Annotated in this window: 19 protein-coding genes and 2 pseudogenes; 9 read left to right on the forward strand and 12 right to left on the reverse strand. The window is 69.9% G+C overall.

The window, feature by feature from the left end; all coding sequences use genetic code 11:
• Positions 1-22: 22 nt before the first annotated feature.
• Complete coding sequence (locus ABZ707_RS06670; RefSeq protein ID WP_360168867.1) at positions 23-1189, reverse strand: SDR family oxidoreductase; 1167 nt, start codon at positions 1187-1189, stop codon at positions 23-25.
• Between the two features lie 265 nt (positions 1190-1454).
• Between ABZ707_RS06670 and ABZ707_RS06675 the strand changes: the two genes are divergently transcribed.
• From ABZ707_RS06675 to ABZ707_RS06685, 3 genes and pseudogenes are all read left to right on the forward strand, one after another.
• Entirely contained in the window at positions 1455-2345 is an 891-nt protein-coding gene (locus ABZ707_RS06675) for an SDR family oxidoreductase (RefSeq protein WP_360168870.1), read from the forward strand.
• Between the two features lie 3 nt (positions 2346-2348).
• Positions 2349-2771 (forward strand): annotated as a pseudogene (locus ABZ707_RS06680) (wax ester/triacylglycerol synthase domain-containing protein); the annotation flags it as partial.
• A 207-nt stretch (positions 2772-2978) separates the two neighbouring features.
• Positions 2979-3578, forward strand: coding sequence for a hypothetical protein (locus tag ABZ707_RS06685; RefSeq protein ID WP_360169936.1), 600 nt, complete (start codon positions 2979-2981; stop codon positions 3576-3578).
• A gap of 118 nt (positions 3579-3696) precedes the next feature.
• Here ABZ707_RS06685 and ABZ707_RS06690 read toward each other — a convergent pair whose 3' ends face one another.
• From ABZ707_RS06690 to ABZ707_RS06735, 10 genes and pseudogenes are all read right to left on the reverse strand, one after another.
• Positions 3697-5124, reverse strand: a complete 1428-nt coding sequence (locus ABZ707_RS06690; protein ID WP_360168873.1) for a sugar porter family MFS transporter — start codon at positions 5122-5124, stop codon at positions 3697-3699.
• An 81-nt stretch (positions 5125-5205) separates the two neighbouring features.
• Positions 5206-5844 carry a histidine phosphatase family protein gene (locus ABZ707_RS06695; protein WP_360168876.1) on the reverse strand — a complete coding sequence of 213 codons (639 nt, stop codon included), beginning with the start codon at positions 5842-5844 and terminating at the stop codon, positions 5206-5208.
• A 40-nt stretch (positions 5845-5884) separates the two neighbouring features.
• Positions 5885-6082 (reverse strand): annotated as a pseudogene (locus tag ABZ707_RS06700) (NAD(P)H dehydrogenase); the annotation flags it as partial.
• Positions 6083-6970, reverse strand: coding sequence for a phosphogluconate dehydrogenase (NAD(+)-dependent, decarboxylating) (gene gnd, locus ABZ707_RS06705; RefSeq protein ID WP_360169865.1), 888 nt, complete (start codon positions 6968-6970; stop codon positions 6083-6085).
• A 79-nt stretch (positions 6971-7049) separates the two neighbouring features.
• A complete protein-coding gene (opcA, locus tag ABZ707_RS06710; RefSeq protein ID WP_360168879.1) occupies positions 7050-7982 on the reverse strand; it encodes a glucose-6-phosphate dehydrogenase assembly protein OpcA in 933 nt (310 codons plus the stop codon).
• A complete protein-coding gene (zwf, locus tag ABZ707_RS06715) occupies positions 7979-9520 on the reverse strand; it encodes a glucose-6-phosphate dehydrogenase (RefSeq protein WP_360168882.1) in 1542 nt (513 codons plus the stop codon). Before zwf ends, opcA begins: the two co-directional genes overlap by 4 nt.
• 86 nt (positions 9521-9606) lie before the next feature.
• Complete coding sequence (gene tkt, locus ABZ707_RS06720; RefSeq protein WP_360168885.1) at positions 9607-11682, reverse strand: transketolase; 2076 nt, start codon at positions 11680-11682, stop codon at positions 9607-9609.
• Positions 11683-12027: 345 nt separating this feature from the next.
• Positions 12028-12276 (reverse strand): hypothetical protein, encoded by a 249-nt coding sequence (locus tag ABZ707_RS06725; RefSeq protein ID WP_360168888.1) that lies wholly within the window; start codon positions 12274-12276, stop codon positions 12028-12030.
• Positions 12277-12440: 164 nt separating this feature from the next.
• A complete protein-coding gene (locus ABZ707_RS06730; RefSeq protein ID WP_360168891.1) occupies positions 12441-13310 on the reverse strand; it encodes a LysR family transcriptional regulator in 870 nt (289 codons plus the stop codon).
• Positions 13311-13470: 160 nt separating this feature from the next.
• Positions 13471-14049, reverse strand: coding sequence for a DNA starvation/stationary phase protection protein (locus ABZ707_RS06735; RefSeq protein ID WP_360168894.1), 579 nt, complete (start codon positions 14047-14049; stop codon positions 13471-13473).
• Positions 14050-14289: 240 nt separating this feature from the next.
• Between ABZ707_RS06735 and ABZ707_RS06740 the strand changes: the two genes are divergently transcribed.
• From ABZ707_RS06740 to ABZ707_RS06765, 6 genes are all read left to right on the forward strand, one after another.
• Positions 14290-15657, forward strand: coding sequence for an NAD(P)/FAD-dependent oxidoreductase (locus ABZ707_RS06740; RefSeq protein WP_360168897.1), 1368 nt, complete (start codon positions 14290-14292; stop codon positions 15655-15657).
• A 50-nt stretch (positions 15658-15707) separates the two neighbouring features.
• On the forward strand, positions 15708-16835 hold the full coding sequence (locus ABZ707_RS06745) for a low temperature requirement protein A (RefSeq protein WP_360168900.1): 1128 nt from the start codon (positions 15708-15710) through the stop codon (positions 16833-16835).
• Positions 16836-17166: 331 nt separating this feature from the next.
• Complete coding sequence (locus ABZ707_RS06750; RefSeq protein WP_360168903.1) at positions 17167-19053, forward strand: amidohydrolase; 1887 nt, start codon at positions 17167-17169, stop codon at positions 19051-19053.
• A 220-nt stretch (positions 19054-19273) separates the two neighbouring features.
• A complete protein-coding gene (locus tag ABZ707_RS06755; RefSeq protein ID WP_360168906.1) occupies positions 19274-19936 on the forward strand; it encodes a hydrolase in 663 nt (220 codons plus the stop codon).
• A gap of 47 nt (positions 19937-19983) precedes the next feature.
• Positions 19984-20508: a DoxX family protein gene (locus ABZ707_RS06760; protein ID WP_360168909.1), complete on the forward strand. Its 525-nt coding sequence runs from the start codon at positions 19984-19986 to the stop codon at positions 20506-20508.
• On the forward strand, positions 20489-21226 hold the full coding sequence (locus ABZ707_RS06765; RefSeq protein ID WP_360168912.1) for a YoaK family protein: 738 nt from the start codon (positions 20489-20491) through the stop codon (positions 21224-21226). Before ABZ707_RS06760 ends, ABZ707_RS06765 begins: the two co-directional genes overlap by 20 nt.
• A 68-nt stretch (positions 21227-21294) precedes the next feature.
• Here the strand turns inward: ABZ707_RS06765 and ABZ707_RS06770 are convergent, their stop codons facing one another.
• The gene (locus ABZ707_RS06770; RefSeq protein ID WP_360168915.1) at positions 21295-22284 is read right to left on the reverse strand and encodes a helix-turn-helix domain-containing protein; all 990 of its coding nucleotides are present in this window, start codon (positions 22282-22284) and stop codon (positions 21295-21297) included.
• Positions 22285-22297 lie beyond the last annotated feature (13 nt).

Genomic DNA, 22297 nt, shown 5'->3' on the forward strand with positions numbered 1-22297 from the left:
GTACGTGTGCTTCCCGCCGATATCAGGCGGAAGCGGCATAGGGGCCCGTGCCCGTGGTGAGTCCGAGGGGTGCGCGGTCGGAGGCGGAGAAGCCCAGCGCGCGGGTCAGGTAGTCCTGGTCGATGGGGGACGGGTCGTCCAGATCCCCGGCCAGCGTGGTCGCACCGGCCCTGTCGTAGCGACGGGTGTGGTGGCAGTAACTCAGAAAGCCGGGAAGGTGCGAGGCGATGAAACGCTCCGCCGCTGTCGGATCCGGAATCCGGTCCGCGCACTCCAGCCGGAGCCCCGGATACCGTGCCTGGACGGCACTGGTGATCAGGCCCATCGGGGTGTCCGCCGGATTCACGATGTGGAAGGTGCGCACACCGGAACCGCTGTGCCCGGCGTCGTGTCCGACACGGAGCATCGCCTCGGTGGCGTATCCGTCCTGGACGATGTTGAACGTCGCGTCGGCGGGCACCCGCAGCCGGAGTCGCAGTGTCTCCCCGCCCCGGCCGAGGGCGGGAACGCCTGGGGCGCCACCACGTGCGACGGCGTCGATCATCTCGCCCAGCACTCTGAGCGGGTGACCCGGCGCCGCCCCGGGAAGGCGGGCGTCGGAGGCGACGACGCTCGGGCGCAGAACGACAGCGGGCCGGTCCAGTCTCCGCGCCCACTCTCTGACCAGGCTCTCCCCCTGGTACTTGGACTCGTCGTAGTGGGTTTCGAAGCCGTGGCGGTCGATGAGGTCGTCCTCGGCGATCCGGCCCGCCCTACGCGCGCCGGCCACGGCGACGGTACTCATGTGCACCAGTCGGCAACTCGGGCGAGTGGCCTCGGCCAATTGCAACAGGTGCTGGGTGCCTCGCACATTGACTCGGAAGAGCCGTTCACGTTCGCCGGTGAGAGCGATGTCGCCGGCACAGTGCCAGATGGCATCGGCCTCTTCGGCCAGACGCCCGTACACGGCCGGGGCCAGACCGAGCCAGGGCCGGCTGATGTCGCCACTGACACAGCGCAGACGGGCGCGAGCGCGGGCATTGATGCCCTCGGGGGGCGCGACGCAGTCCAGTGCGGCCAGCACGCGAGAGCGCAGAGCGGAGGGGGCTCCTCTGCCCAGCACAGTGACGTCCCGGTTCCGGGTCGTCAGCAAACTGATGAGGAGACGCGATCCCAGAAACCCGGTCGCACCGGTGAGGAGGACGGTCACCGGAGCAGGATGGCTCAACGGTCACCCGAAAACCAAATGCGCTCCGCACTTGTGCCGTAACGTTGCGTGCGTGGTCGTGATGTGTGTAGCGTCTGTCGTTTGTGAAGCAGGTCACCATCGCGCCCACGGTGCGCTCCTGTGCTCGCCGGGCCGTGGCGATCGGCGTCCTTCCGGCGTGCCTCGCGTGCCCGCCGCTCACCCTGATGGCGGGTTCCGGGGCCACCGGTGCGCGCTACGAAGCTGAAGCACTCTCCCGGGAGCGATCGTGCCCACTGCCCTGGTGACCGGCGCGACCTCAGGTATCGGCCGTGCCTTCGCCGAGCGACTGGCCCGGACAGGACACGACCTCGTCCTCGTCGCGCGTACCCGGGACGTTCTGCACCGGCAGGCCGAGACACTCAGCTCCGGGAACGGCATTCACGCGGAGACACTGCCGGCCGACCTGTCCACCACGGAGGGATGCCGGGTCGTAGAGCATCGCCTCACCACCGGGAAACCAATCGATCTCCTGGTCAACAACGCGGGCATCGCGCTGGACAAACCCTTTCCGCACAACAGCATCGCGGCTGAGGAGCGGTTGCTCGACGTCAATGTCAGGGCCGTACTCCGGCTCACCCACGCAGCGCTGCCCGGCATGATCGAGAGGAGGTCGGGCCACGTGGTCAACGTCGCCTCCTTCACCGCACTCGGCCCCGGCGGCCTCGCCACCACGTACCCGGCCGGCAAATCCTGGGTGCTGACCTTCACCGAATCCATCGGCAGATCGGCACACGTACGCGAATCAGGCGTCCGGATCATGGCTCTCCTGCCCGGATTCACCAGGACCGAACTCTTCGACCGATCAGGTATCGACCTGGCGAACCTGCCGGAGTGGACATGGCTGAGAGCCGACCGTGTCGTCGCGACCGCGATGCGCGATCTCGCCCGGGGGCGCTTCGTCAGCGTGCCCAGTCTCCGCTACAAGGTGGCGGCTTGGGGCCTGCGTCACCTCCCGCGGCCGCTGCTCCTTCCCCTCGCCTGGGACTTCTCGTCACCCGGCAGGTACTGGACCGGAGCCAGGAGGCGAGACATGCCGGAGGACCCCCGGCCGGACGCCGCGCCCGCCGGCGGGGCGAGCCGGCCCTCGCCCAATGAGCCGGACTCAGAGGGGACTTGAGACATGGCCAGCCGGCGGGGACACAGAAGCGGGTCGGTGGACCGATTCTTTCTCAAGCATCGGCCGACCACGGGGTTCATTCTCGATTTCGAGGGTGCCGTCCCCGATCCCCAGCGGTTCACCGCGAGAATCCTTCGCCGGGCGGCCGCCTTGCCCGCACTCAACCTGCTGTTGCCCGGAGGCCACGGGCAACGGTGGCATCTTCGTGAACTCCCCCTCGACGGGGCGATTCACCTGCGCCGTCACACGGTTCCGTCGGGGGCCCAGGGCCTCGACGCCGCGACGGCCGGCCTCCTGTGGCAGCCGCTACCAGGCGGTCCGCACCCGCCGTGGGACATCTGGCTGCTCAGCGGATACGAGGAGGGCCGCTTCCGGGTGTGCTACCGCGTCCATCACGCCGTCCAGGACGGTGTCGGCGCAGCGCACACCGTCCTCATGCTTCTCAGCGACAACGAAGCCGACGGCCCTCCACTCCACCGCGCCTCCTTTCCCACCCCCCGGGGCATTCTGCGGGTGCTCCGGGATGTTTTCTGGACCCCCGGTCAGAGACGGTGCTGGCCCGAACTCCGGGCGCTTCCCTCGCGCCGCTTCCACTGGACCTGTCAAGACGTCTCGGCCTCCCGCCTACGCGCCATGGCCGATACGCGCGGGGCGAGCGTCAATGACGTGTGTCTGGCCGCCCTGGCTCAGGCATTCCGGCGCTGGCGCCTGGAGAACACGGGCGGCTCGCGCTCCTGCCCGGATCTGTCGGCTCTGGTTCCCATGTCCACACGGCTGATCGACGAGCGACTGGCGCCCGGAAACCGCTTGGTCTCCCACCATCTTCTGCTGCCCTGCTCGGCGGACCGGTTCGCCGATGCCCTGGACGGTGTGCACCGCCAGACCAACGCGGTCAGGGCGGGCCGAACGCGCGATTCGGCCCGGGTCGCCCTGGCGGCTCTCACTCCCCGTCTCGGCGAGTCGGTGGCTGACCGGACGACAGCCCCTGAGGGTGCGCAGATCGTCGCGAGCAGCGTGACCTTTCCGGGCGAAGTGGCGTGCGCGGGCGCACGGCTGACGGCGGCCTCCTTGATGTGTGATCCGTACAACGGGCGTCTCTCCTACATCTCATTCGCCCGTACCACAGACGTCGTACGGTGTACCGCGGTGTACGACGAGGTCCTGGCTCACGCCGCCGCGATCCCCAGCCACTGGAAGGCGGCGCTGATCGCAGAAGACACGCCCCGGAGCTGACGTGGTGCTGCCTCGGCGACCGGCCGCAGAGAGCGGGCCGTCGCGGGTCGTTCTCAGGGGGCGACGGTTGCTCCCGGTGCCGCCCCGGACCGGGATGCCCTGGAGCGGGGTGGGCTGCTCAGCTCGTGTCGCCGAGTTCCTTGCCGTTTGTCTCGCGGACGAACATGCCGATGAAGCCGAACGACAGGACGGCGAAGGCGGCGTAAACGACGTAGGTGGCCGACAGGTTCCATTCCGACAAGCGCGGGAAGGTCTCCGTCACCGCCCAGTTGGCGATCCAGTTGAACGCGGTCGCCACGGACATGGCGGCGGCGCGGATCCTCGGCGGGAACATCTCGCCGATCATGACCCACAGGACGACACCCCAGGAGACGGCGAAGAAGAAGACGAAGGTGTGCGCGGCGATCAGCGCCACGGTTCCCTGCGTGTCCGGGATGAAGAGACTGTCACCACTGCCGGTCTTGTAGGAGAACGCCCAAGCGGCCAGGGCGAGCGAGACCGCCATTCCGGCAGAGCCCATGAGTGCCAGGGGCTTACGGCCGATCCGGTCGATGAACAGCATCGCCACGACCGTACCGACGATGTTGATCACCGAGGTGGACAGGCTGATCAGCAGCGAGCTGGACTGCTCGATTCCCACCGACTGCCACAGGATCGAGGAGTAGTAGAAGATCACGTTGATGCCGACGAGCTGCTGGAAGACGGCCAGGCCGATACCGGTCCAGACGATCGGCAGCAGCCCGAAGCGGCCGCCGAACAGATCGCCGATCCGGGGTTTGTCAGTTCTGTGGAGGGCGAGTTGGATCTCCGCGACCCGCGCCTCCGTGTCCACGCCGGGCCCCTCGATGTCACGCAGCGCGGCCTGGGCCCGGGGCAGTTGTCGGGTGGTGATCAGGAAGTAGGGCGACTCGGGGATACGGCTGGCCAGGAGGGAGTAGAGAACGGCCGGGACCACGGCGGCCATCAGCATCCACTGCCATGCCTCCAGCGGTCCGAGGGAGTTCTGGCTCTCGCCCCCGGCGCGTTGGGCGATGACCCAGTTGACGAGTTGGGAGGCGGTGATGCCCAGCACGATCGCAGCCTGCTGGAAGGAGGCCAGACGGCCGCGGTAGTGCGCGGGGGCCACCTCGGCGATGTAGGTCGGGCCGATCAGGGACGCGAGGCCGATCGCGACACCACCGAGGGCACGCCAGGCCGCGAGGTCCCAGGCGGAGAAGGGCATCGAAGAACCGAGCGCGCTGATCGCGAAGAGAGCGGCCGCGATGTGCATGACCCGCAGCCGGCCGATGCGGTCCGCGAGGCCGCCGGCGGCAGCCGCCCCGACGGCGGATCCCAGCAGCGCGGAGGACACGATGGTGCCGGTCTCCGAGGACGAGATGGCGAAGTGCTGCTGGATTCCGGTGACGGCGCCGTTGATGACGGCGCTGTCGTAACCGAAGAGAAAGCCGCCGATCGCCGCCGCGGCGGCGATGAAGGTGACGCGGCGGAGGCTTGGTTTTGCCGGTTCCCGGGTGGATCGGGTGTCCGGGAATGTACTGGAGGTCATGGGAACGTGCTCCCTGCTGAGGCGCTGCTTCGGTATGCCGAACGTCGCCGGGTGGGGCTGACGGGACGTGAGCCGTGGAGATCAGAAAGCTGTGGTGATGGCGGAGGCCCCGGCGAGGGAGCGATCCGCGCCGCGGTTCCACTCGACGACGACGGGGCGGCCGTGCTCGGTACCGAGGCGGCTGACCGATGCGGTGTCGAGGCGGAACAGTGATCCCGCGGCGGGTGGCAGGCCCAGGCGCCGGGCGGTGAGAACCCGGAGGAAGTGGCCGTGGGCGACGAGGACCACATCGCCGCCTGCGGGGTCGTCGAGCAGCGGGCCGATCCGGGAGAGCACGCGGTCGGCGCGGGCGCCGATGTCTTCCGGCTGTTCTCCGGGATGCCCGGGCGGGCCGGGCACGACACCGTCGGTCCACAGGTCCCAGCCGGGGCGGGTGCGGTGGATCTCGGCGGTTGTGATGCCTCCGTAGCCGCCGTAGTCCCACTCGTGCAGGTCGGGTTCGACCTCGGCACGTCGCATGCCGGCGAGTTCGGTGGTGCGTCGCGCGCGTTGGAGCGGGCTGGTCAGCACCAGGGCGGTCGGCCGCCCGGCCAGGAGCCGGGCGGCCGACCGTGCCTGGTCCTCGCCGTGCGAGGTGAGCGGCAGGTCCGTGTAGCTGGTGTGCTGTCGTGAGACAGTCCACTCGGTTTCGCCGTGGCGGGCCAGGACGAGTTCACCCATGGTGGGTCATCTTCTTTCGGGCCGTGTGGGCCGAGTGGGGTCAGGCGGTGAATCCGCTCTTGAAGGCACGTGTGAGCAGGACCACGCGCTCCGCCCGGTGGCGGGCGGAGTTGAGGGTCTGCTCACCGATGGGGTTGTTGCCCTGGGCGTCGACGTGCGAGGTGCCGTACGGGTTGCCGTCGACGAACGTGACGGGGTCGGTGTAGCCGGGGGAGACGATGAGGCCACCGAAGTGGTGCTACCGTCCGCCGTCCGTGCTCTCGACCGCGTGGCCGCCGAACTGGTTGCGCAGTTGGGCGATCATCTTCATCTGCGGGGAGTCGTCCTGGCGCGAGGCGAACCGGGCGAAGAGGGAGGCCGTGATCGCGGGCAGCGGCACGGCGTGGTCGATGGCCGCCTCGACGGTCCAGCGGCCCTCGCCGGAGTCCTGGGCGACGCCCTTGACCGCGTCCAGGTGCTCGTCCTCGTCCAGGGCGTCGACCGCGAGGTCGAGCAGCCAGGAACGGATGACAGTACCCTCCTGCCAGGAGCGGAAGACCTCGCGGACGTCGGTGACGGAATCGGCCTTCTCCAGCAGCTCCCAGCCCTCGGCGTAAGCCTGCATCAGCGCGTACTCGATGCCGTTGTGGACCATCTTGGAGAAGTGCCCGGCGCCGACCCCGCCCGCGTGGACATAGCCGTACGGCCCCTCCGGCTTGAGGGCGTCGAAGACCGGCTGGACCCTGGCGATGTGCTCGGCGGCGCCGCCGACCATCAGCGCGTAGCCGTTCTCAAGCCCCCACACGCCGCCGGAGACCCCCGCGTCGACGAAGCCGATGTCCTTGCCGCCCAGTTCGGCGGCGTGCCTCTCGTCGTCGGTCCAGCGGGAGTTGCCGCCGTCGACAACGGTGTCGCCGGGCTGGAGGAGCTTCGCGAGGTCGTCGATGACGGACTGGGTGGGGGCGCCGGCCGGAACCATCACCCAGACCGTGCGTGGCGCTTCGAGCTTCTCGACCAGTTCCGACAGGCTGCCCGCGTCGGAGAGTTCGGGGTTGTGGTCGTAGCCGACGACGGTGTGGCCGGCGCGGCGGATCCGCTCGCGCATGTTGCCGCCCATCTTGCCGAGACCAATGAGTCCGAGCTGCATATCAGTTACTCCTGTGCTGTTCGTGGGTGTGGCCACGAGGGCGGTGGTGGAGGCGTCGGGGATGTCGCCGTTGCCGGTGTCAGACATCGTTCTTCAGCTCCCCGGCGGTGGTGCTCAGGGCGCCGGCGTAAGCCTCGTCCGGGTCGAGACGGCGCAGTTCCTCGGCGATCAGCTCGGCCGTGCTGCGGACGCGCAGGGGGAGAGCGCGGACGGGCTGGTGGGGAATGGACAAGGTGGCGAGGGCTCCGTCCGGGCGGTCGATGACAATCTCGCCGTCGGTGGTGCGCAACCGCACACCGGTGACGACAGGGCCCTTGGTCACCACTCGTCGCACCGGCACCTGGAGCCGGTCGGTGAGCCAGCGAGCCAGCAGTTCGGCGCTGGGATTGTCCGCCTCGCTCTCCACAACCGCCGACGTCACTGTGGCACGGGCCTGGTCCAGCCCCGCCGCCAGCATCGAGCGCCACGGCGTGAGCCGGGTCCAGGCGAGGTCGGTGTCACCGGGGGCGTACGCGGTGGTGCGTACGGCCAGCTCCCTGAGGGGCTCCTCGACGGCGTACGAGTCGGTGATGCGGCGCTGCGCCAGAGCGCCGAGCGGATCCTTCGCCGGGGCGGGCGGAGCGTCCACCGGCCACCAGACCACCACCGGCGTGTCGGGCAGCAGCAGTGGTACGACCGTCGAGTCGGCGTGATCGGTCAGTTCGCCGTACAGCCGCAGGAGGACGGTCTCGGCGTTGCCGGCGTCGTCCCCGACCTGTACTTCGGCGTCCAGGCGGGTCTCGCCGCGGCGCCGCGCCCCGCGGGTGGGGCGCTTGATGACGGCCAGGATGCGGGAGGGGTGTTCGCGGGAGGCGTCGGACGCGGCCTTGACCGCGTCGTGAGCGTTCTCCTCGTCCGTGACGACGACCAGGTTGAGCACCATGCCGACGGCAGGGCTGCCATTGGCCCGGCGTGCCTGGACCAGAGCCTTGTTGATCTTGCTGGCCGTGGTGTTCGGGAGATCGATGTTCATGGCCGGCGCCAGCTTCTTCCGTCGTGTGCGAGCATGTGATCCGCCTCGGCAGGCCCCCAGCTTCCTGCGGGGTACTGGGCCGGCTTGCCGTGTTGTTTCCAGTACTCCTCGACCGGGTCGAGGATCTTCCAGGATTCCTCGACCTCCTCGGTGCGGGGTAAGAGATTGGCGTCGCCGAGCAGGACGTCGAGGATCAGCCGCTCGTACGCCTCGGGGCTCTCCTCGGTGAAGGACTCGCCGTAGGCGAAGTCCATGGTGACGTCGCGGATCTCCATCGAGGTGCCCGGCACCTTGGAGCCGAAGCGGACGGTGACGCCCTCGTCGGGCTGGACGCGGATGACGATCGCGTTCTGGCCCAGTTCCTCGGTGGCCGTCGAGTCGAACGGGGAGTGTGGAGCGCGCTGGAGGACGACCGCGATCTCCGTCACCCGCCGCCCGAGCCGCTTGCCCGTACGCAGGTAGAAGGGGACGCCCGCCCAGCGCCGGTTGTCGATCTCCAGCTTGACCGCGGCGTACGTGTCGGTCCTGGACGCGGGCGCGATGCCCTCCTCCTCGAGGTATCCGACGACCTTCTCGCCGCCCTGCCAGCCGGTGGCGTACTGCCCGCGCACCGTGTGCCTGCCCAGGTCGTCCGGGAGCTTGGCAGCCTTGAGGACCTTCAGTTTCTCGGTGACCAGGGACTCGGCGTCGAAGGACGAGGGTTCCTCCATCGCGGTCAGCGCGAGGAGTTGGAGGAGGTGGTTCTGGATGACGTCCCTGGCCGAGCCGATGCCGTCGTAGTAGCCGGCGCGGCCGCCGATACCGATGTCCTCGGCCATGGTGATCTGCACGTGGTCGATGAAGGACCGGTTCCAGATCGGCTCGAACATCTGGTTGGCGAAGCGCAGCGCCAGGATGTTCTGGACCGTTTCCTTGCCCAGGTAGTGGTCGATGCGGAACACCTGGTCGGGAGGGAAGACCTCATGGACGACCTGGTTCAGTTCCCTGGCGCTGGCGAGGTCGTGGCCGAAGGGTTTCTCGATGACCGCACGCCGCCACGAACCCTCGGGGGCGTCGGACAGGCCGTGGTTCTTCAACTGCCGTACCACTTGGGGGAAGAACCTCGGCGGCACGGAGAGGTAGAAGGCGTAGTTGCCGCTGGTGCCCCGGGCCGCGTCGAGCTCGTCAACCGTCTCGCGCAGCTTCTTGAACGCCTCGTCGTCGCCGAAGTCACCGGGGATGAACCGCATCCCCTCCGACAACTGATTCCAGACCTCCTCGCGGAAGGGGGTCCGAGCGTGTTCGCGTACGGAGTCGTGGACGATTTGGGCGAAGTCCTGGTGCTCCCACTCGCGACGGGCGAAACCGACCAGTGAGAAGCCCGGCGGCAGAAGACCGCGGTTGGCGAGGTCGTAGACGGCCGGCATCAGCTTCTTGCGGGACAGGTCGCCGGTGACGCCGAAGATGACGAGACCGGACGGACCCGCGATGCGGGGAAGGCGGCGGTCCGCAGGCGAGCGCAGTGGGTTGGCCCAGCCTTCGGTGATGATCTCTGACATGACGTCAGACCTCCTGGGAATCAAGGCGCTTGCGCTCGGCCCGCGTCGTTTCTGGCAAAGTGGTCATCTTCTTTCTGGAGATCGGATCAACCGCGTGCGGCGGCCAGCGACTCCCGGGCGGCGGCGGCGACGTTCTCGGGAGTGAAACCGAACTCGGCGAACAGGGTCGTGGCGTCGGCGGAGGCGCCGAAGTGTTCGAGCGAGACCACGCGTCCCGCGTCACCCACGAACTTGTGCCAGGTCAGGCCGATACCCGCCTCGACCGCGACGCGGGCCTTCACGGACGGCGGAAGGACGCTGTCGCGGTACTCGCGCGGCTGCTCCTCGAACCACTCGACGGACGGCATCGACACGACTCGGGTGCCGATCCCCTCGGCCTCCAGTTGTTCGCGGGCGGCGACGGCCAGCTGGACCTCCGAGCCGGTGGCGATGAGAACAACGGCCGGGGCGCCGTCGGAGGAGTCCTTGAGGACGTAACCACCGCGCGCGGCGTCCTTGTTGGGAGCGTAGGTCGGCACACCCTGGCGGGTGAGGGCCAGGCCGTGGGGGGCGGGGTCGGTGGCATGGCGTTTGAGGATCTCGCCCCAGACTGTGGCGGTCTCGTTGGCGTCGGCGGGACGGACGATGTTCAGGCCGGGGATGGCGCGGAGCGAGGCGAGGTGCTCGACCGGCTGGTGGGTCGGACCGTCCTCGCCGAGACCGATGGAGTCGTGTGTCCACACGTAGGTCACGGGCAGCCGCATCAGCGCGGACATGCGGACGGCGTTGCGCATGTAGTCGGAGAACACGAGGAAGGTGCCGCCGTAGACACGGGTGTTGCCGTGCAGTGCGATGCCGTTCATCGCCGCGGCCATCGAGAACTCGCGGATGCCGAAGTGGACCGTACGGCCGTACGGGTCGGCCTCGGGCAGCGGGTTGCCCCTGGGCAGGAAGGACGACGTCCTGTCGATGGTGGTGTTGTTCGAGCCGGCCAGGTCGGCTGAGCCTCCCCACAGCTCGGGCAGGACCGCACCGAGCGACTGGAGCACCGTGCCGGAGGCGGCCCGGGTGGCGACCGCCTTGCCGGGTTCGAAGACCGGCAGGGCGGATTCCCAGTCCTCGGGCAGCCGACCGGCCACGAGCCGGTCGAACAGCTCCGCGCGCTCCGGGTGGGCACCGCGCCACGCATCGATCCGGCTGTCCCAGACCGCGTGCGCCTCGGCGCCCCGGTCCAAGGCCGTGCGCGTGTGAGCGAGGACCGCTTCGGCGACGTCGAAGGTCTTGTCCGGGTCGAATCCGAGTACTCGTTTGGTGGCCGCGATCTCGTCCCGGCCGAGTGCGGAGCCGTGCGCGGCCTCGGTGTTCTGGGCGCCCGGGGCGGGCCAGGCGATGATGGTGCGCATGGCGATGATCGAGGGCCGATCGGTCTCGTCCTGCGCCGCCCTGAGCGCCGCGTAGAGCGCGTGGACATCGATGTCGCCGCTCTCGGCGGGCTCGATGCGCTGCGTGTGCCAGCCGTATGCCTCGTACCGCTTCAGCACGTCCTCGGAGAACGCGGTGGCGGTGTCGCCCTCGATGGAGATGTGGTTGTCGTCGTAGACGAAGACGAGGTTGCCGAGCTTCTGGTGGCCGGCGAGGGACGACGCCTCCGCGGAGACGCCCTCCTCAAGGTCACCGTCGGAGACGATCGCCCAGATGGTGTGGTCGAAGGGGGACTCACCAGAGGGGGCGTCCGGGTCGAACAGGCCGCGCTCGTAACGGGCGGCCATCGCCATGCCGACGGCGTTCGCGAGACCCTGGCCCAGGGGACCCGTCGTGGTTTCCACGCCGCTGGTGTGGCCGTGCTCGGGATGGCCTGGTGTGAGCGAACGGTGTGTGCGGAAAGACTGGAGATCGCTCAGCTCAAGACCGTATCCGGCGAGGAAGAGCTGGGTGTACAGCGTCAGCGAGGTATGGCCCGGGGACAGAACGAACCGGTCACGGCCCATCCAGCCCGCGTCGGCCGGGTCGTGACGCATCACCTTCTGGAAGATCGTGTACGCGGCAGGGGCCAGACTCATCGCGGTGCCGGGATGGCCGTTCCCGACCTTCTGTACGGCGTCAGCCGCCAGGACGCGGGCGGTGTCGACGGCCCGCTGGTCCAGGTCTGTCCATTCGAGACTGCTGTGTGAAGGCTTGCTCATCGTGATCAATCCGTCGTCTTCCGGGCCCGGGTGCGCCCTTGGTGGGTAGTTGAAAGTTATACAACGTGGATCGCGCGGGTATTCCCCCGCCGAAGTGGGCGTGATGTGCGGCCTCGATGGGGCATGGCCGCCGGGTGCCGGACCCCGGCGGCGGGACCACCCCCGGGCGGGAGCGCGCCGTCCCCCGGTGAACGACCGCACAGGACGCCCTGAGCGGGTCAGCGGGGAACGGCGGCGGCTTCGCGTGGTATCGACGTTCTTGGTGTCCGGGCCCCCGGGGAACCGGTGCGACCCGGGGGCCGGGCCTTTCCGCGATCCGGAGGGGCTATGCGCGATCCGGAGGGACTACGCGCGCGGTTCCGGCGGCTCCTTCTCGATGCCGAGGTCCGCGTCGACGTCGTAGCCGACTGCCATGTGCCGCACGGTCGGGTGCCCGATGTCGGCGCCCATGTCGAAGGCGGCCTCACCGACCGCCTCGGCCAGTTCCTCATCCTCGCGCCGCCGGACGGCACGGTGGTGGTGCTCGCTGATCCGTTCGACCACTTCCCGGACGTATCCGTGGTGCCGTTCGGAGGGCTGCTCGACATCGCTCATGTACCGGATCCTCCGTGTGTGCGACCGGCCGCCTCAACTGTGCCCAGGTGACGGGCCGGTGACGTTGTGGGTGCCGGGAGCCACATGCTGTGGAGCGGGCACGCGGCCCGGCGTCACGCCTGACGTGGTGAGGCGGGGACGGTCGCCGGACGACCCGGTCTCCGTCAGATGATGTGCCGCATCAGCGCGGCGACCGCCGGGGGTGCTTCGCCGGGCGGCCGGACCACCATGATCTTCCAGTTCGGTGCGTGCCGGTCGAACCGGCGTTGGGGCAGATCGGGGAAACGGTCCGCGATCGACTTCGGCATGATGCAGACTCCGAGATCATTGCGGACCAGTTCGGATGCCGCGACGATGTCGTTGACCTCGAACGTCGGGCTGCGGTCGACCCCCGCGGCCCGGAAGGCCCGGTCGACCGCGTAGCGGATGGCCCAGCCGGGTGTGAAGTCGACCAGGGGCAGCTCGGCGATGTCGCCGAGCCGTACCTCGCCGTCCGGCGTCGTCCCGGCGAGCACCCGCCGGGGTGATGTCAGCAGCACCATGTCCTCGTGGGACAGCAGCCTGGTCACCAGCCCGCGCTGCTGCTGGCGGTCGAGTGCCACCACGGCCAGGTCCACCGTGCCCTCGCGCAGTGCCTGCCGGATGTCGGCGACCGCTGCCTGCCGCAGATGGACGACCACACCCGGATGCTCCGCCCGCAGCGCGGCGAGGGCGTGGTGGAGTCCTGCCCAGACGCCTTGCATCGTGCCGACCGTCACCCGCCCGCGAAGATGTCCCTGTACGGCGTCGACAGCCTCCCGCGCCAGTTCGGCGGCCCGGAGCGCCGCGCGCGCAGCGGGTACGAACGCCGCTCCGGCCGGGGTCAGCGAGAGGCGGTGCGTGGTGCGGTCGAACAGGGAAGTACCCAACTCCCGTTCGAGGGTCCGGACCGTGCTCGACACGGCGGACTGGACTACGTGCAGCCGCCTTGCCGCCGCCGTGAAACCGCCCGCGTCCGCAACCGAGACCACGACCTCCATCTGCCGCAGATCCATTATCCGCTCCCGGTCCGGTGGCGCTCCGTCTGGTGCGCCGGCGACGGCCTTCGATCTTTCCGCATCGTAGGGGGAAGGCGGGGCGTCGACGTGCTCTGCCGGCTGATGCCTCTCCAGGCACCCGTTCGCGTATGCCGGGGCGGCGGACCGGGGCCGTTCTTCAGGCGCGGACCAGTGGCGTGTCGACCAGATGCTCGGCCAGGAACCACGCCTGCCGTTCGCCGCTCCGGATCACCTGTGACACCAGCATGTCGATGGTGCCGTCGTCACCCCACTCGGCGATCCGGAGGGCGGCGTCGTGGGCGTCGATGAGGATGGTCTCATGGGCCTCCAGCAACCGGGACAGCATCGCCGGAACCTCCTCGACGCCGTCCGGGGGCCGGGGGATCGACGTGATCTCCGCGACATGCCGGGGGTCTCCCACCGCGACGCCGCCCAGGGACTGGACGCGCTCGGCGATGGTGTCGACGATGTCGAGTTGTTCACCCGCGTGCTTGTCGAGGACCAGGTGCAGTTGGTAGAAGGTTGCCCCGCGCATCAGCCAGTGGTGCTTCTTGTAGAGGCCGTAGAGGATCTGCGTGTCCGCCAGGACCCTGTTCATGCGCTGGCAGGAGTACATCCGGGCGTCGTAGGACAGCCCGACCGGGAACTGCTTGACGGTCCCGAACTCCTGGATCACCTCGCCCTTCTGGTGGAGCCATGGCTGGCTGCCGTTGATCGGCTTGGAATCGGTGGTCATGGCCGCCTCCTGCGGTGCTGTGCTGTGCGTACTGGGGCGACGCTAGGCGCCGGATCGCAGGCCGGGTTGCCCGCCAGCGCATGAGCTTGTGCCCGCCGGCGCACTGTGCCCGGTGCTCGTGCCCGGAGCGTTCGCTCTCGGGCAAACCTCCGTGCGCCGGCGGACTCCGGCGGTCGTCCGGCCGCTCTAGCGTCGGTGGGGACAGGTCCGTGCCCGGGAGCCGGTGGAACGAGGAAAGTCATGAGCACGAACGAACAGGCGGATGTGGTGGTCGTGGGGCTGGGGCCGGGCGGCGAGTACGTCGCCGGCACGCTGGCCGAAGCGGGACTGGACGTGGTGGGGGTCGAGGCGGAACTCGTCGGAGGCGAATGTCCGTACTGGGGATGCGTGCCCAGCAAGATCATGATCCGGGCCGGGAACCTGCTCGCGGAGGCGCGCCGAGTCCACGCCCTCGCCGGTGAGGCGGTCCTGACTCCGGACTGGACCAGGGTCGCCGGACGTATCCGCGATGAGGCGACCGACGACTGGAACGACCGGGTGGCCGCCGACCGGCTCGCGGCGAAGGGTGGTCGGCTCGTCCGGGGGACAGGGCGCCTCGCCGGGCCGCGCCGTGTGACCGTCGGCCACCGCACGTTCGAGGCACGGCGCGGTGTCGTGCTGGCCACCGGTACCCGGCCCCGGATCCCCCCGGTGCCGGGCTTGGAAGACACACCGTACTGGACCAATCGGGACGCCATGGCGGCCAAGGAGCTGCCGACGTCGATGCTCGTCCTCGGCGGGGGCGCCATCGGCGTCGAACTCGCCCAGGTCTTCGCCCGCTTCACCTGCGCGGTCACAGTTGTCGAGGGGCAGGACCGGCTGCTCTCGCAGGAGGAGCCCGAAGCAGGGGAGCTGGCCGCCCGGGCGCTGCGCGCGGACGGTGTCACCGTTCTCACGGGTGTCCGGGCGCGGCAGGTCGGTCATGACGGCACGGAGTTCACCGTCCGCCTTGAGGGAGACGGAGCGCCGCTGCGTGCCGAGCGGTTGCTGGTCGCCACGGGACGCCACGCCGACCTGACCCCGCTCGCGGTCGACACGGTGGGGCTCGATCCGACGGCGGGAGCCGTGCCCACGGACGGGCAGATGCGGGCCGGCGAAGGGCTGTGGGCGATGGGCGACATCACCGGCCGGGGCGCCTTCACACACGTGTCGATGTACCAGGGCGAGATCGCCGTCCGGGACATCCTCGGGCGGCCCGGACCCGACGCCGACTACCGGGCGCTGCCCCGCGTCACCTTCACCGACCCGGAGATCGGAGCCGTCGGGATGACGGAGCGCCAGGCCCGGGAGCGGGGTCTGCGGGTGCGTACGGGTGTGGTGTCCCTGGCCTCTTCCACGCGTGGCTGGATCCACGGGCCGGGCGGCGACGGGTTCGTCAAGCTGGTCGAGGACGCCGAACGGGGAGTGCTGATCGGCGCGACCTCCGCCGGGCCGGCGGGTGGCGAGGTGCTCTACGGGCTGAACGTGGCCGTCCACGCCGAGATACCCGTGGACCGGCTGCGGCACATGATCTACACCTACCCCACCTTCCACCGGGCGGTCGAAGCGGCTTTGGGAGCCCTCCGCTGAACCGCAACCCGACCCCGCTGACCGCCCCCGCCGTCCGGCTACGGCGCGCCATGGCGGGCCGCAACCCCGGCGAACCGCACAGGTCCGCCACCCCGCTGGAACTCTTCTTCGACCTCTGCTTCGTCATCGCGGTGGCGCAGGCGTCCGAGGGCCTGCACGAGGCGCTGACAGAAGGGCACTGTGCCACTGGCTGCCTCCGCTTCGCGCTGGTGTTCTTCACCATCTGGTGGGCGTGGATGAACTTCACCTGGTTCGCCTCCGCCTACGACCCGGACGACGTCCCGTACCGGCTCACGGTCCTGGCCCAGATCACCGGCTCGCTCGTCCTCGCCGCCGGCGTCCACCGTGCGTTCGAGGACGGGGATCTGCGGGTCATCACGCTCGGATACGTTGTGTCGCGTTCGGCGCTGGCCGCGCTGTGGCTGCGTGCCGCACTGTCCGACCGTACCCGGCGCAGGACGGCGCTGCGCTTCGCCGTCGGTGTGACGGTGTGTCAACTCGGCTGGGTGGGGCTGCTCTTCGTCCCCGCGTCGGTGCGGCTACCCGGTATCGTGGTCATGATCATGGCCGAGGTGTCCGTCCCCGTGTGGGCACAGTCCGCCGGGATGACGCCCTGGCATCCGCGCCACATCGCCGAGCGCTACGAACTGTTCACCCTCATCGTCCTCGGCGAGTCCGTCGCGGCCGCCACCGTCGCCGTCCGCGGCGCCTTCGACCGGCACGAGGGCACCGGTTCGCTGTACGCGCTGGCGGGCGGCGGCCTGCTCATGGCCTACGCCATGGGGTGGCTGTACTTCGCCCGGCCCGCCCACACTCTCCTCGCCGCGACGCACCGGGCCCACCGGAAAAGATTCCCCTGGGCCTACGGCCACTATCTGATCTTCGCGTCGGCGACCGCCGAGGGCGCCGGTCTGGCCGCTTACGCCGATCACCTCACGCGTCACAGCGGGGCCTCCCCGACCGCTGCCGGCGTGGCCGTCACTCTTCCGGCGGCCGTCTTCCTGATCACGGTCTGGGCGGTGCACCTCCGGCCCCACCAGAGGAGCGCGGCCGAGATGATTCCCTTTCCCGTCGCCGCGGCCGGTGTCCTGTGGTCCGCCTGGTCCCCGGTACCCGCGCTTCTCGCCGGTGTGATCCTGTCGGCCCTGGTCGTCGTGGTCACGGTGCCGCGCAGGTAACCCCGCGGCCCCGCCGGCATGTCAGCGGGAGACCTCGGGAGGGAGGAGACACTGACCCGAGAGCGCCCCGAAGGAGGGCAGTGCGCTGTCGGAACGCGGCCGGTGCGCTGCCGGGACACAGCGCGGCTCCGGCTCCAAATAGCTTTGTAACGACGGAAATTGGGTCGGGCCCGGCCCGCGCGACGCGCGGAAGGCCCGGCCGGAATCCGGAGCGGTCAGCGCGGGCGCGGTACCGCGTGTCCGTCCCCCTCTCCGGCCCACCGCTGTCGTCGCGCATGGACGTCGATCCGAATGAGATCGACGCCTCTCATCCCGCAGGAGGTTGTCGAAGATGTCCCCGATGCCGGTCGGTGGGCTGGTGCCCCACGCCACCGACAACGCCGCGGACCTCGTGGTCCGCAACGCGAAGATCCACACAGGAGACCCGGGCCGCCCGCAGGCCGAGGCGATCGCCATCCGCGACGGTGTGATCACGGTCGTCGGTGACGACAACGACGTGGCCTCCCAGGTCGGCCCTGCCACGAAGGTGGTCGACGCCCTCGGCCGTCGGATGCTCCCCGGTCTCAACGACGCCCACGCGCATGTCATCCGGGGCGGACTCAACTACGTCCTGGAGCTGCGGTGGGACGGAGTCGCCACGCTGCGCCAGGGCCTGGCGATGCTGCGTGAGCAGGCGGCGCGCACCCCCAAGGGGCAGTGGGTGCGGGTGGTGGGCGGATGGTCCACCGAGCAGTTCGCCGAACGGCGGCTGCCGACCGCCGCCGAACTGAACGCCGCCGCCCCGGACACCCCGGTGTTCGTCCTGCACCTGTACCAGTCCGCGGTGCTCAACCGGGCGGCCCTCAGGGCCGCCGGATTCACCCGGGACACCCCTGAACCCAGGGGCGGCCAGATCGTACGGGGCCGGGACGGTGAGCCCACGGGCATGCTGCTGGCCGCTCCCAGCGCCCTGGTCCTCTACTCGACCCTGGCCAACGCCCCGGTGCTGGAGGGTGAGGACAAGAAAACGTCGACCCGTCACTTCCTGCGGGAACTCAACAGGTTCGGCCTCACGTCGGCGATTGACGCGGCCGGAGGATTCCAGAACTTCCCCGACAACTACAGCACCGTCGTTGAGCTGGCCAAGGCCGGCCAACTGTCGCTGCGCATCGCCTACCATCTGTTCCCGCAGACCGCCGGCCAGGAAATCGACGATCTCACCCGCTGGATGGAAATGGCCCGCCCCGAGGACGGGGACGAGTGGCTGCGCCTCAACGGCGCCGGAGAGAATCTCACCTGGGCGGCGGCGGACTTCGAGAACTTCGCCGAGCCACGACCGGAACTCGCGGACTACGAGGCGCAATTCGAGAAGGCCGTACGTCTCCTCATGGAGAACGGCTGGGGATTCAGGCTGCACGCCACCTACGACGAGACCATCCGCCGGGACCTCGCGGTATTCGAGAAGCTTGCCGCGGAAGGTCTCTTCCCGGGCGGCAACCGGTGGCTGTTCGACCACGCGGAGACCGCCTCCGCGGACAGCCTCGATCGCGTCGCCGCCCTCGGCGGCGCCATGTCCGTGCAGAACCGGCTGTCCTTCCAGGGCGAGGCGTTCGTACGCCGCTACGGCCCCGGGGCCGCCGCCGACGCGCCCCCGGTGCGCGCCATGCTGGAACGCGGCCTGACCGTCGGCGGCGGGACCGACGCCACCCGGATCTCCACCTACAACCCGTGGATCGCCCTGCACTGGCTGATCACCGGCCGCACCGTCGGCGACCTTGTCGTCCGTCCGCCGCACAACCGGGTCGACCGGCAGACGGCGCTGTCGATGTTCACCGAGGCCGGTGCGGCGCTGACCGGCGAGTCGAGTGTCAAGGGGGTCCTGCGCCCGGGCTGCCTCGGCGACCTCACGGTGCTGTCCGAGGACTACTTCACCGTGCCCGAGCCGGACATCGCGCACATCGAGTCCCTGCTGACGGTCGTCGGCGGCCGGATCGTCTACGCCACCGCCGAGTACGAGGGTCTGGACGAGGAACTGCCGCCGGTCAGCCCTGACTGGAGCCCGGTGGCGTACTTCGGTGGCTACCAGGCCACGCCCAGGACCGGCCCGACGGGCGCCCGCCAGGCCGAGTTGCTCGGCCAGGCCGTCGCCGAGTCCGAGCAGCACCGCCAGTGGCGTGCCCGCCGGGGCCTCACCCGTGAGCCTGCCGGCACGCTGTTCGACCCCTGCTTCTTCCTCTGATCTTCCGGGACGGGCACGGTCAAGCCCTCCCGTGCACCACCGCGGGGGCCTCTCGCCCGGCGTGTGCCCTTCCCGCTTCGCCTTGCGGTCCACGGCACCGGCTCCCGCTCCCGGTCCGGCCCGCTCCCAACGAAAGACCGAACGCGCACCGTCCACCGGACGGTCGCCCTCACCGGCGGACGCCCGTCCGCGATCACCACACACCTGGAAAGGCTTCCTCATGGTCAAGATCTCCGAGGTCACCGCTGCCCCCAGCCCGGACCTGCTGACACCGGACAACTGCGCGGTGCTGTTCGTGGACCACCAGCCGCAGATGTTCTTCGGTTCCGGCAGCGGCGACCGTACCGCGATCATCAACTCGACGGTGGGCCTGGCGAAGGCCGCCAAGGTGTTCGACGTGCCCGTCGTGCTGAGCACCGTGGCCGCCGAGTCCTTCTCCGGTCCGATCATGCCGCAGCTGGCCGAGGTCTTCCCCGACCAGAAGATCATTGACCGCACCACGATGAACGCGTGGGAGGACGCCGCCTTCGTCGAGGCGGTCAAGGCGACCGGCCGCGAGAAGCTCGTCATCGCCGGCCTGTGGACCGAGGTCTGTGTCGTCCTCCCCGCGCTCTCCGCCCTCGCGCAGGGCTACGAGGTCTATGTGGTCACCGACGCGTCCGGCGGTGTCACCCCGCAGGCCCACGAACACGCCGTCCAGCGCACGGCTCAGGCCGGTGCGATCCCGGTGACCTGGGTGCAGGTGCTGCTGGAGCTCCAGCGCGACTGGGCCCGTACCGAGACATACGGGGCCGTGACGCAGGTGGTGAAGGAGAACGGCGGCGCCTACGGGCTCGGCCTGGTGTACGCGCAGGCCTTCATCGGTGCCCACGCGGCCGGCTGACCTTTCGAACGGTCATCGACGGACGCCAGAAACAGGCAGGAACGCATATGGACACTGGACTGTTGGTCCTCCGGCTGGTAGCGGGCCTTCTCATCGCCGGACACGGAACGCAGAAGCTCACGTTCCGGCTGGGAGGCAACGGCTTGGCGGGCGGAACCGAGGAGTTCCGGCACGACGGCTTCCGCGGTGGCCGGCTCACCGCTCTCGCCGCGGGCGGCAGCCAGGTCGGTGCCGGCCTGTTCCTGGCGACCGGACTGCTCACCCCCGCGGCGGCGGTGGCCGCCGTGGGGGTGATGACGGTCGCGAGCACCGTCAAGTGGCACAACGGGCTGTGGGTGCAGAACGACGGCTACGAGTACCCGATGGTCCTCGCCGTCATCTCCGCGGTGCTGGCCCTGACCGGCCCCGGCCGCTGGTCGGCCGACCACATCCTCGGGCTGACCCCCTGGCCCCTGTGGCTCTCCCTCGCGCCCATCGTGATCGGCCCCGCCAGCGGACTGCTCACCCGAGCCGTACTGCACCGCACCCCCGCTTCCGGCAGGAGGACTTCCCATGTACAAGCTGCTGACTGACGCGGCCCGCACGCTCGCCCCGCCCCCGGGAGACCGGCACGGCCCGCTGCCACCCCTCCTGTTGACGCTGACCGCGGTGACCGGTCTCGTCGACGCCGTGAGCTACCTGGCGCTCGGGCACGTCTTCGTCGCCAATATGACCGGCAATGTCGTCTTCCTCGGGTTCGCCCTGGCAGGGGCCGAGGGCCTGTCCGCGCTCGCCTCCGTCGTCGCGATCGCCGCGTTCCTCGTCGGCGCGCTGACGGGAGGACGGGTCGGCACACGCTTCGCGGCACACCGCGGGCGGCTGCTGACGGGTGCCACGGCCCTCCAGGTCGTGCTCGTCGCCGTGGCCGTGGTCGCAGCCGCGGTGACTCATGGCAGGGTCAACACCACGGTCCAGTACACCCTGATCGTGCTCCTCGGCGTCGCCATGGGACTGCAGAACGCGGTCGCCCGCCGCCTTGGCGTCCCCGACCTGACCACGACCGTCCTGACCCTCACCCTGACGGGGCTGGCGGCGGATTCCACCACCGCGGGCGGGACGGCGCCCCGCCCCGGCCGGCGGATCCTGTCCGTCCTGGTCATGTTCCTCGGAGCCTTCGCCGGTGCCGAGATCCTGCGGAACGCCGGCCTCACCCTCATCCTGGGCCTGGCGCTGCTGCTGCTCGTGGTCACGTCCGTGGCCACGTATCGCCTCTCGGCCTCCGGCGCCGCCTGGGCCAGGCCGCAGTCATGAAAGCGCGTCGGCCCCTCACCCGAATCGCCGGGGCACGCGAGCCCAGCTAGGTCCAGACGGGACAACCCTTAGCTGTGGGCGTCGCGCCATTCGCGAGGGGACATCCCGTACGCGTCCCGGAACACGCGGCTGAAATGCGCGGCGCTGGTGAAGCCCCATCGGTGCGCCACCGCAGCGATGGGGCGGCCGCTCGCGCGGCGCCCCAGTTCACGCTCGCACTCCTCCAGGCGACGCCGCTGGACCCACCGGCCGACAGTGGCGTCTTCGCTCTCGAACAGCCTGTGCAGTTGGCGCAGCGATATGTGATGGGCGCGGGCGATGGTGTGCGGGGTCAGATCGGGGTCCGCGAGGTGACGGTCGATGTATGCCTGGATCCGCAGCAGCAGTGCTCTGTTTCCGCGGGGCGCGTCCGGGCTCGTCCGGTTGAGCCGCTCGTCGGCCAGCACGCCGAGCAGGTCCACGATGTTGCGGACCATCAGTTCACCGATGCGTGACGGGTAGGTGCCCGCACCGTCCACGAGCCCGGCCAGAAATGGTGACAGCACCCTGCCCAGGGGCGTGTCGGGCCCGAGTGGGGAGGCCGTGAGATGAGCCATGTCGTTCTCGCTCAGGCCCAGAGTCTCCCTCGGCAGGAGGAGGGACTTCGTCCGGAAGGACTGGGGAAGGCTCAGCCGGAAGGGGCGTGTCCTGTCGTAGACGAAAACGTCTCCCGGTCCGAGGAGCGCGTCACGGCCGTCCTGTTCCAGCCGGGCGACTCCTCTGTCCAGCAGTTTGACGACCACGTACTCGTCCTTGCCGCTCGGCGGGACGAGCCGGCGGGTTCGCCGGGTGGTCAGGCGTTCGCCGTCCACGGTGACGGCCCGCAGCCGGCCGAGCGGTACGGCGCGGATTGTGCCGCCCTGCACCTCGTCGGGGACGGAGAAGTCGACGGCGCCGAACGTACGGGACAGCGACTCGCGCCAGTACGCGTGTCTGCGGTGGGCGGGCAGGGAGTCGGTCGTGCAGAGGGTACCGCCCGGGGGCTGTTCGGGCTCCGGGCAGGATGAATCCGGCGACATGATGTCCGCCCTT

Source organism: Streptomyces sp. NPDC006923, assembly GCF_040635655.1.
Classification (GTDB): Bacteria; Actinomycetota; Actinomycetes; order Streptomycetales; family Streptomycetaceae; genus Streptomyces.

Excerpts from the sequence above, each read along its gene's own strand:
- ABZ707_RS06685 (WP_360169936.1), top strand. The coding sequence starts at position 2,979 with ATGGCCGATACGCGCGGGGCGAGCGTCAATGACGTGTGTCTGGCCGCC.
- ABZ707_RS06690 (WP_360168873.1), bottom strand. The coding sequence starts at position 5,124 with ATGACCTCCAGTACATTCCCGGACACCCGATCCACCCGGGAACCGGCA.
- ABZ707_RS06695 (WP_360168876.1), bottom strand. The coding sequence starts at position 5,844 with ATGGGTGAACTCGTCCTGGCCCGCCACGGCGAAACCGAGTGGACTGTC.
- gnd (WP_360169865.1), bottom strand. The coding sequence starts at position 6,970 with ATGCAGCTCGGACTCATTGGTCTCGGCAAGATGGGCGGCAACATGCGC.
- opcA (WP_360168879.1), bottom strand. The coding sequence starts at position 7,982 with ATGAACATCGATCTCCCGAACACCACGGCCAGCAAGATCAACAAGGCT.
- zwf (WP_360168882.1), bottom strand. The coding sequence starts at position 9,520 with ATGTCAGAGATCATCACCGAAGGCTGGGCCAACCCACTGCGCTCGCCT.
- tkt (WP_360168885.1), bottom strand. The coding sequence starts at position 11,682 with ATGAGCAAGCCTTCACACAGCAGTCTCGAATGGACAGACCTGGACCAG.
- ABZ707_RS06725 (WP_360168888.1), bottom strand. The coding sequence starts at position 12,276 with ATGAGCGATGTCGAGCAGCCCTCCGAACGGCACCACGGATACGTCCGG.
- ABZ707_RS06730 (WP_360168891.1), bottom strand. The coding sequence starts at position 13,310 with ATGGATCTGCGGCAGATGGAGGTCGTGGTCTCGGTTGCGGACGCGGGC.
- ABZ707_RS06735 (WP_360168894.1), bottom strand. The coding sequence starts at position 14,049 with ATGACCACCGATTCCAAGCCGATCAACGGCAGCCAGCCATGGCTCCAC.
- ABZ707_RS06740 (WP_360168897.1), top strand. The coding sequence starts at position 14,290 with ATGAGCACGAACGAACAGGCGGATGTGGTGGTCGTGGGGCTGGGGCCG.
- ABZ707_RS06745 (WP_360168900.1), top strand. The coding sequence starts at position 15,708 with ATGGCGGGCCGCAACCCCGGCGAACCGCACAGGTCCGCCACCCCGCTG.
- ABZ707_RS06750 (WP_360168903.1), top strand. The coding sequence starts at position 17,167 with ATGTCCCCGATGCCGGTCGGTGGGCTGGTGCCCCACGCCACCGACAAC.
- ABZ707_RS06755 (WP_360168906.1), top strand. The coding sequence starts at position 19,274 with ATGGTCAAGATCTCCGAGGTCACCGCTGCCCCCAGCCCGGACCTGCTG.
- ABZ707_RS06760 (WP_360168909.1), top strand. The coding sequence starts at position 19,984 with ATGGACACTGGACTGTTGGTCCTCCGGCTGGTAGCGGGCCTTCTCATC.
- ABZ707_RS06765 (WP_360168912.1), top strand. The coding sequence starts at position 20,489 with ATGTACAAGCTGCTGACTGACGCGGCCCGCACGCTCGCCCCGCCCCCG.
- ABZ707_RS06770 (WP_360168915.1), bottom strand. The coding sequence starts at position 22,284 with ATGTCGCCGGATTCATCCTGCCCGGAGCCCGAACAGCCCCCGGGCGGT.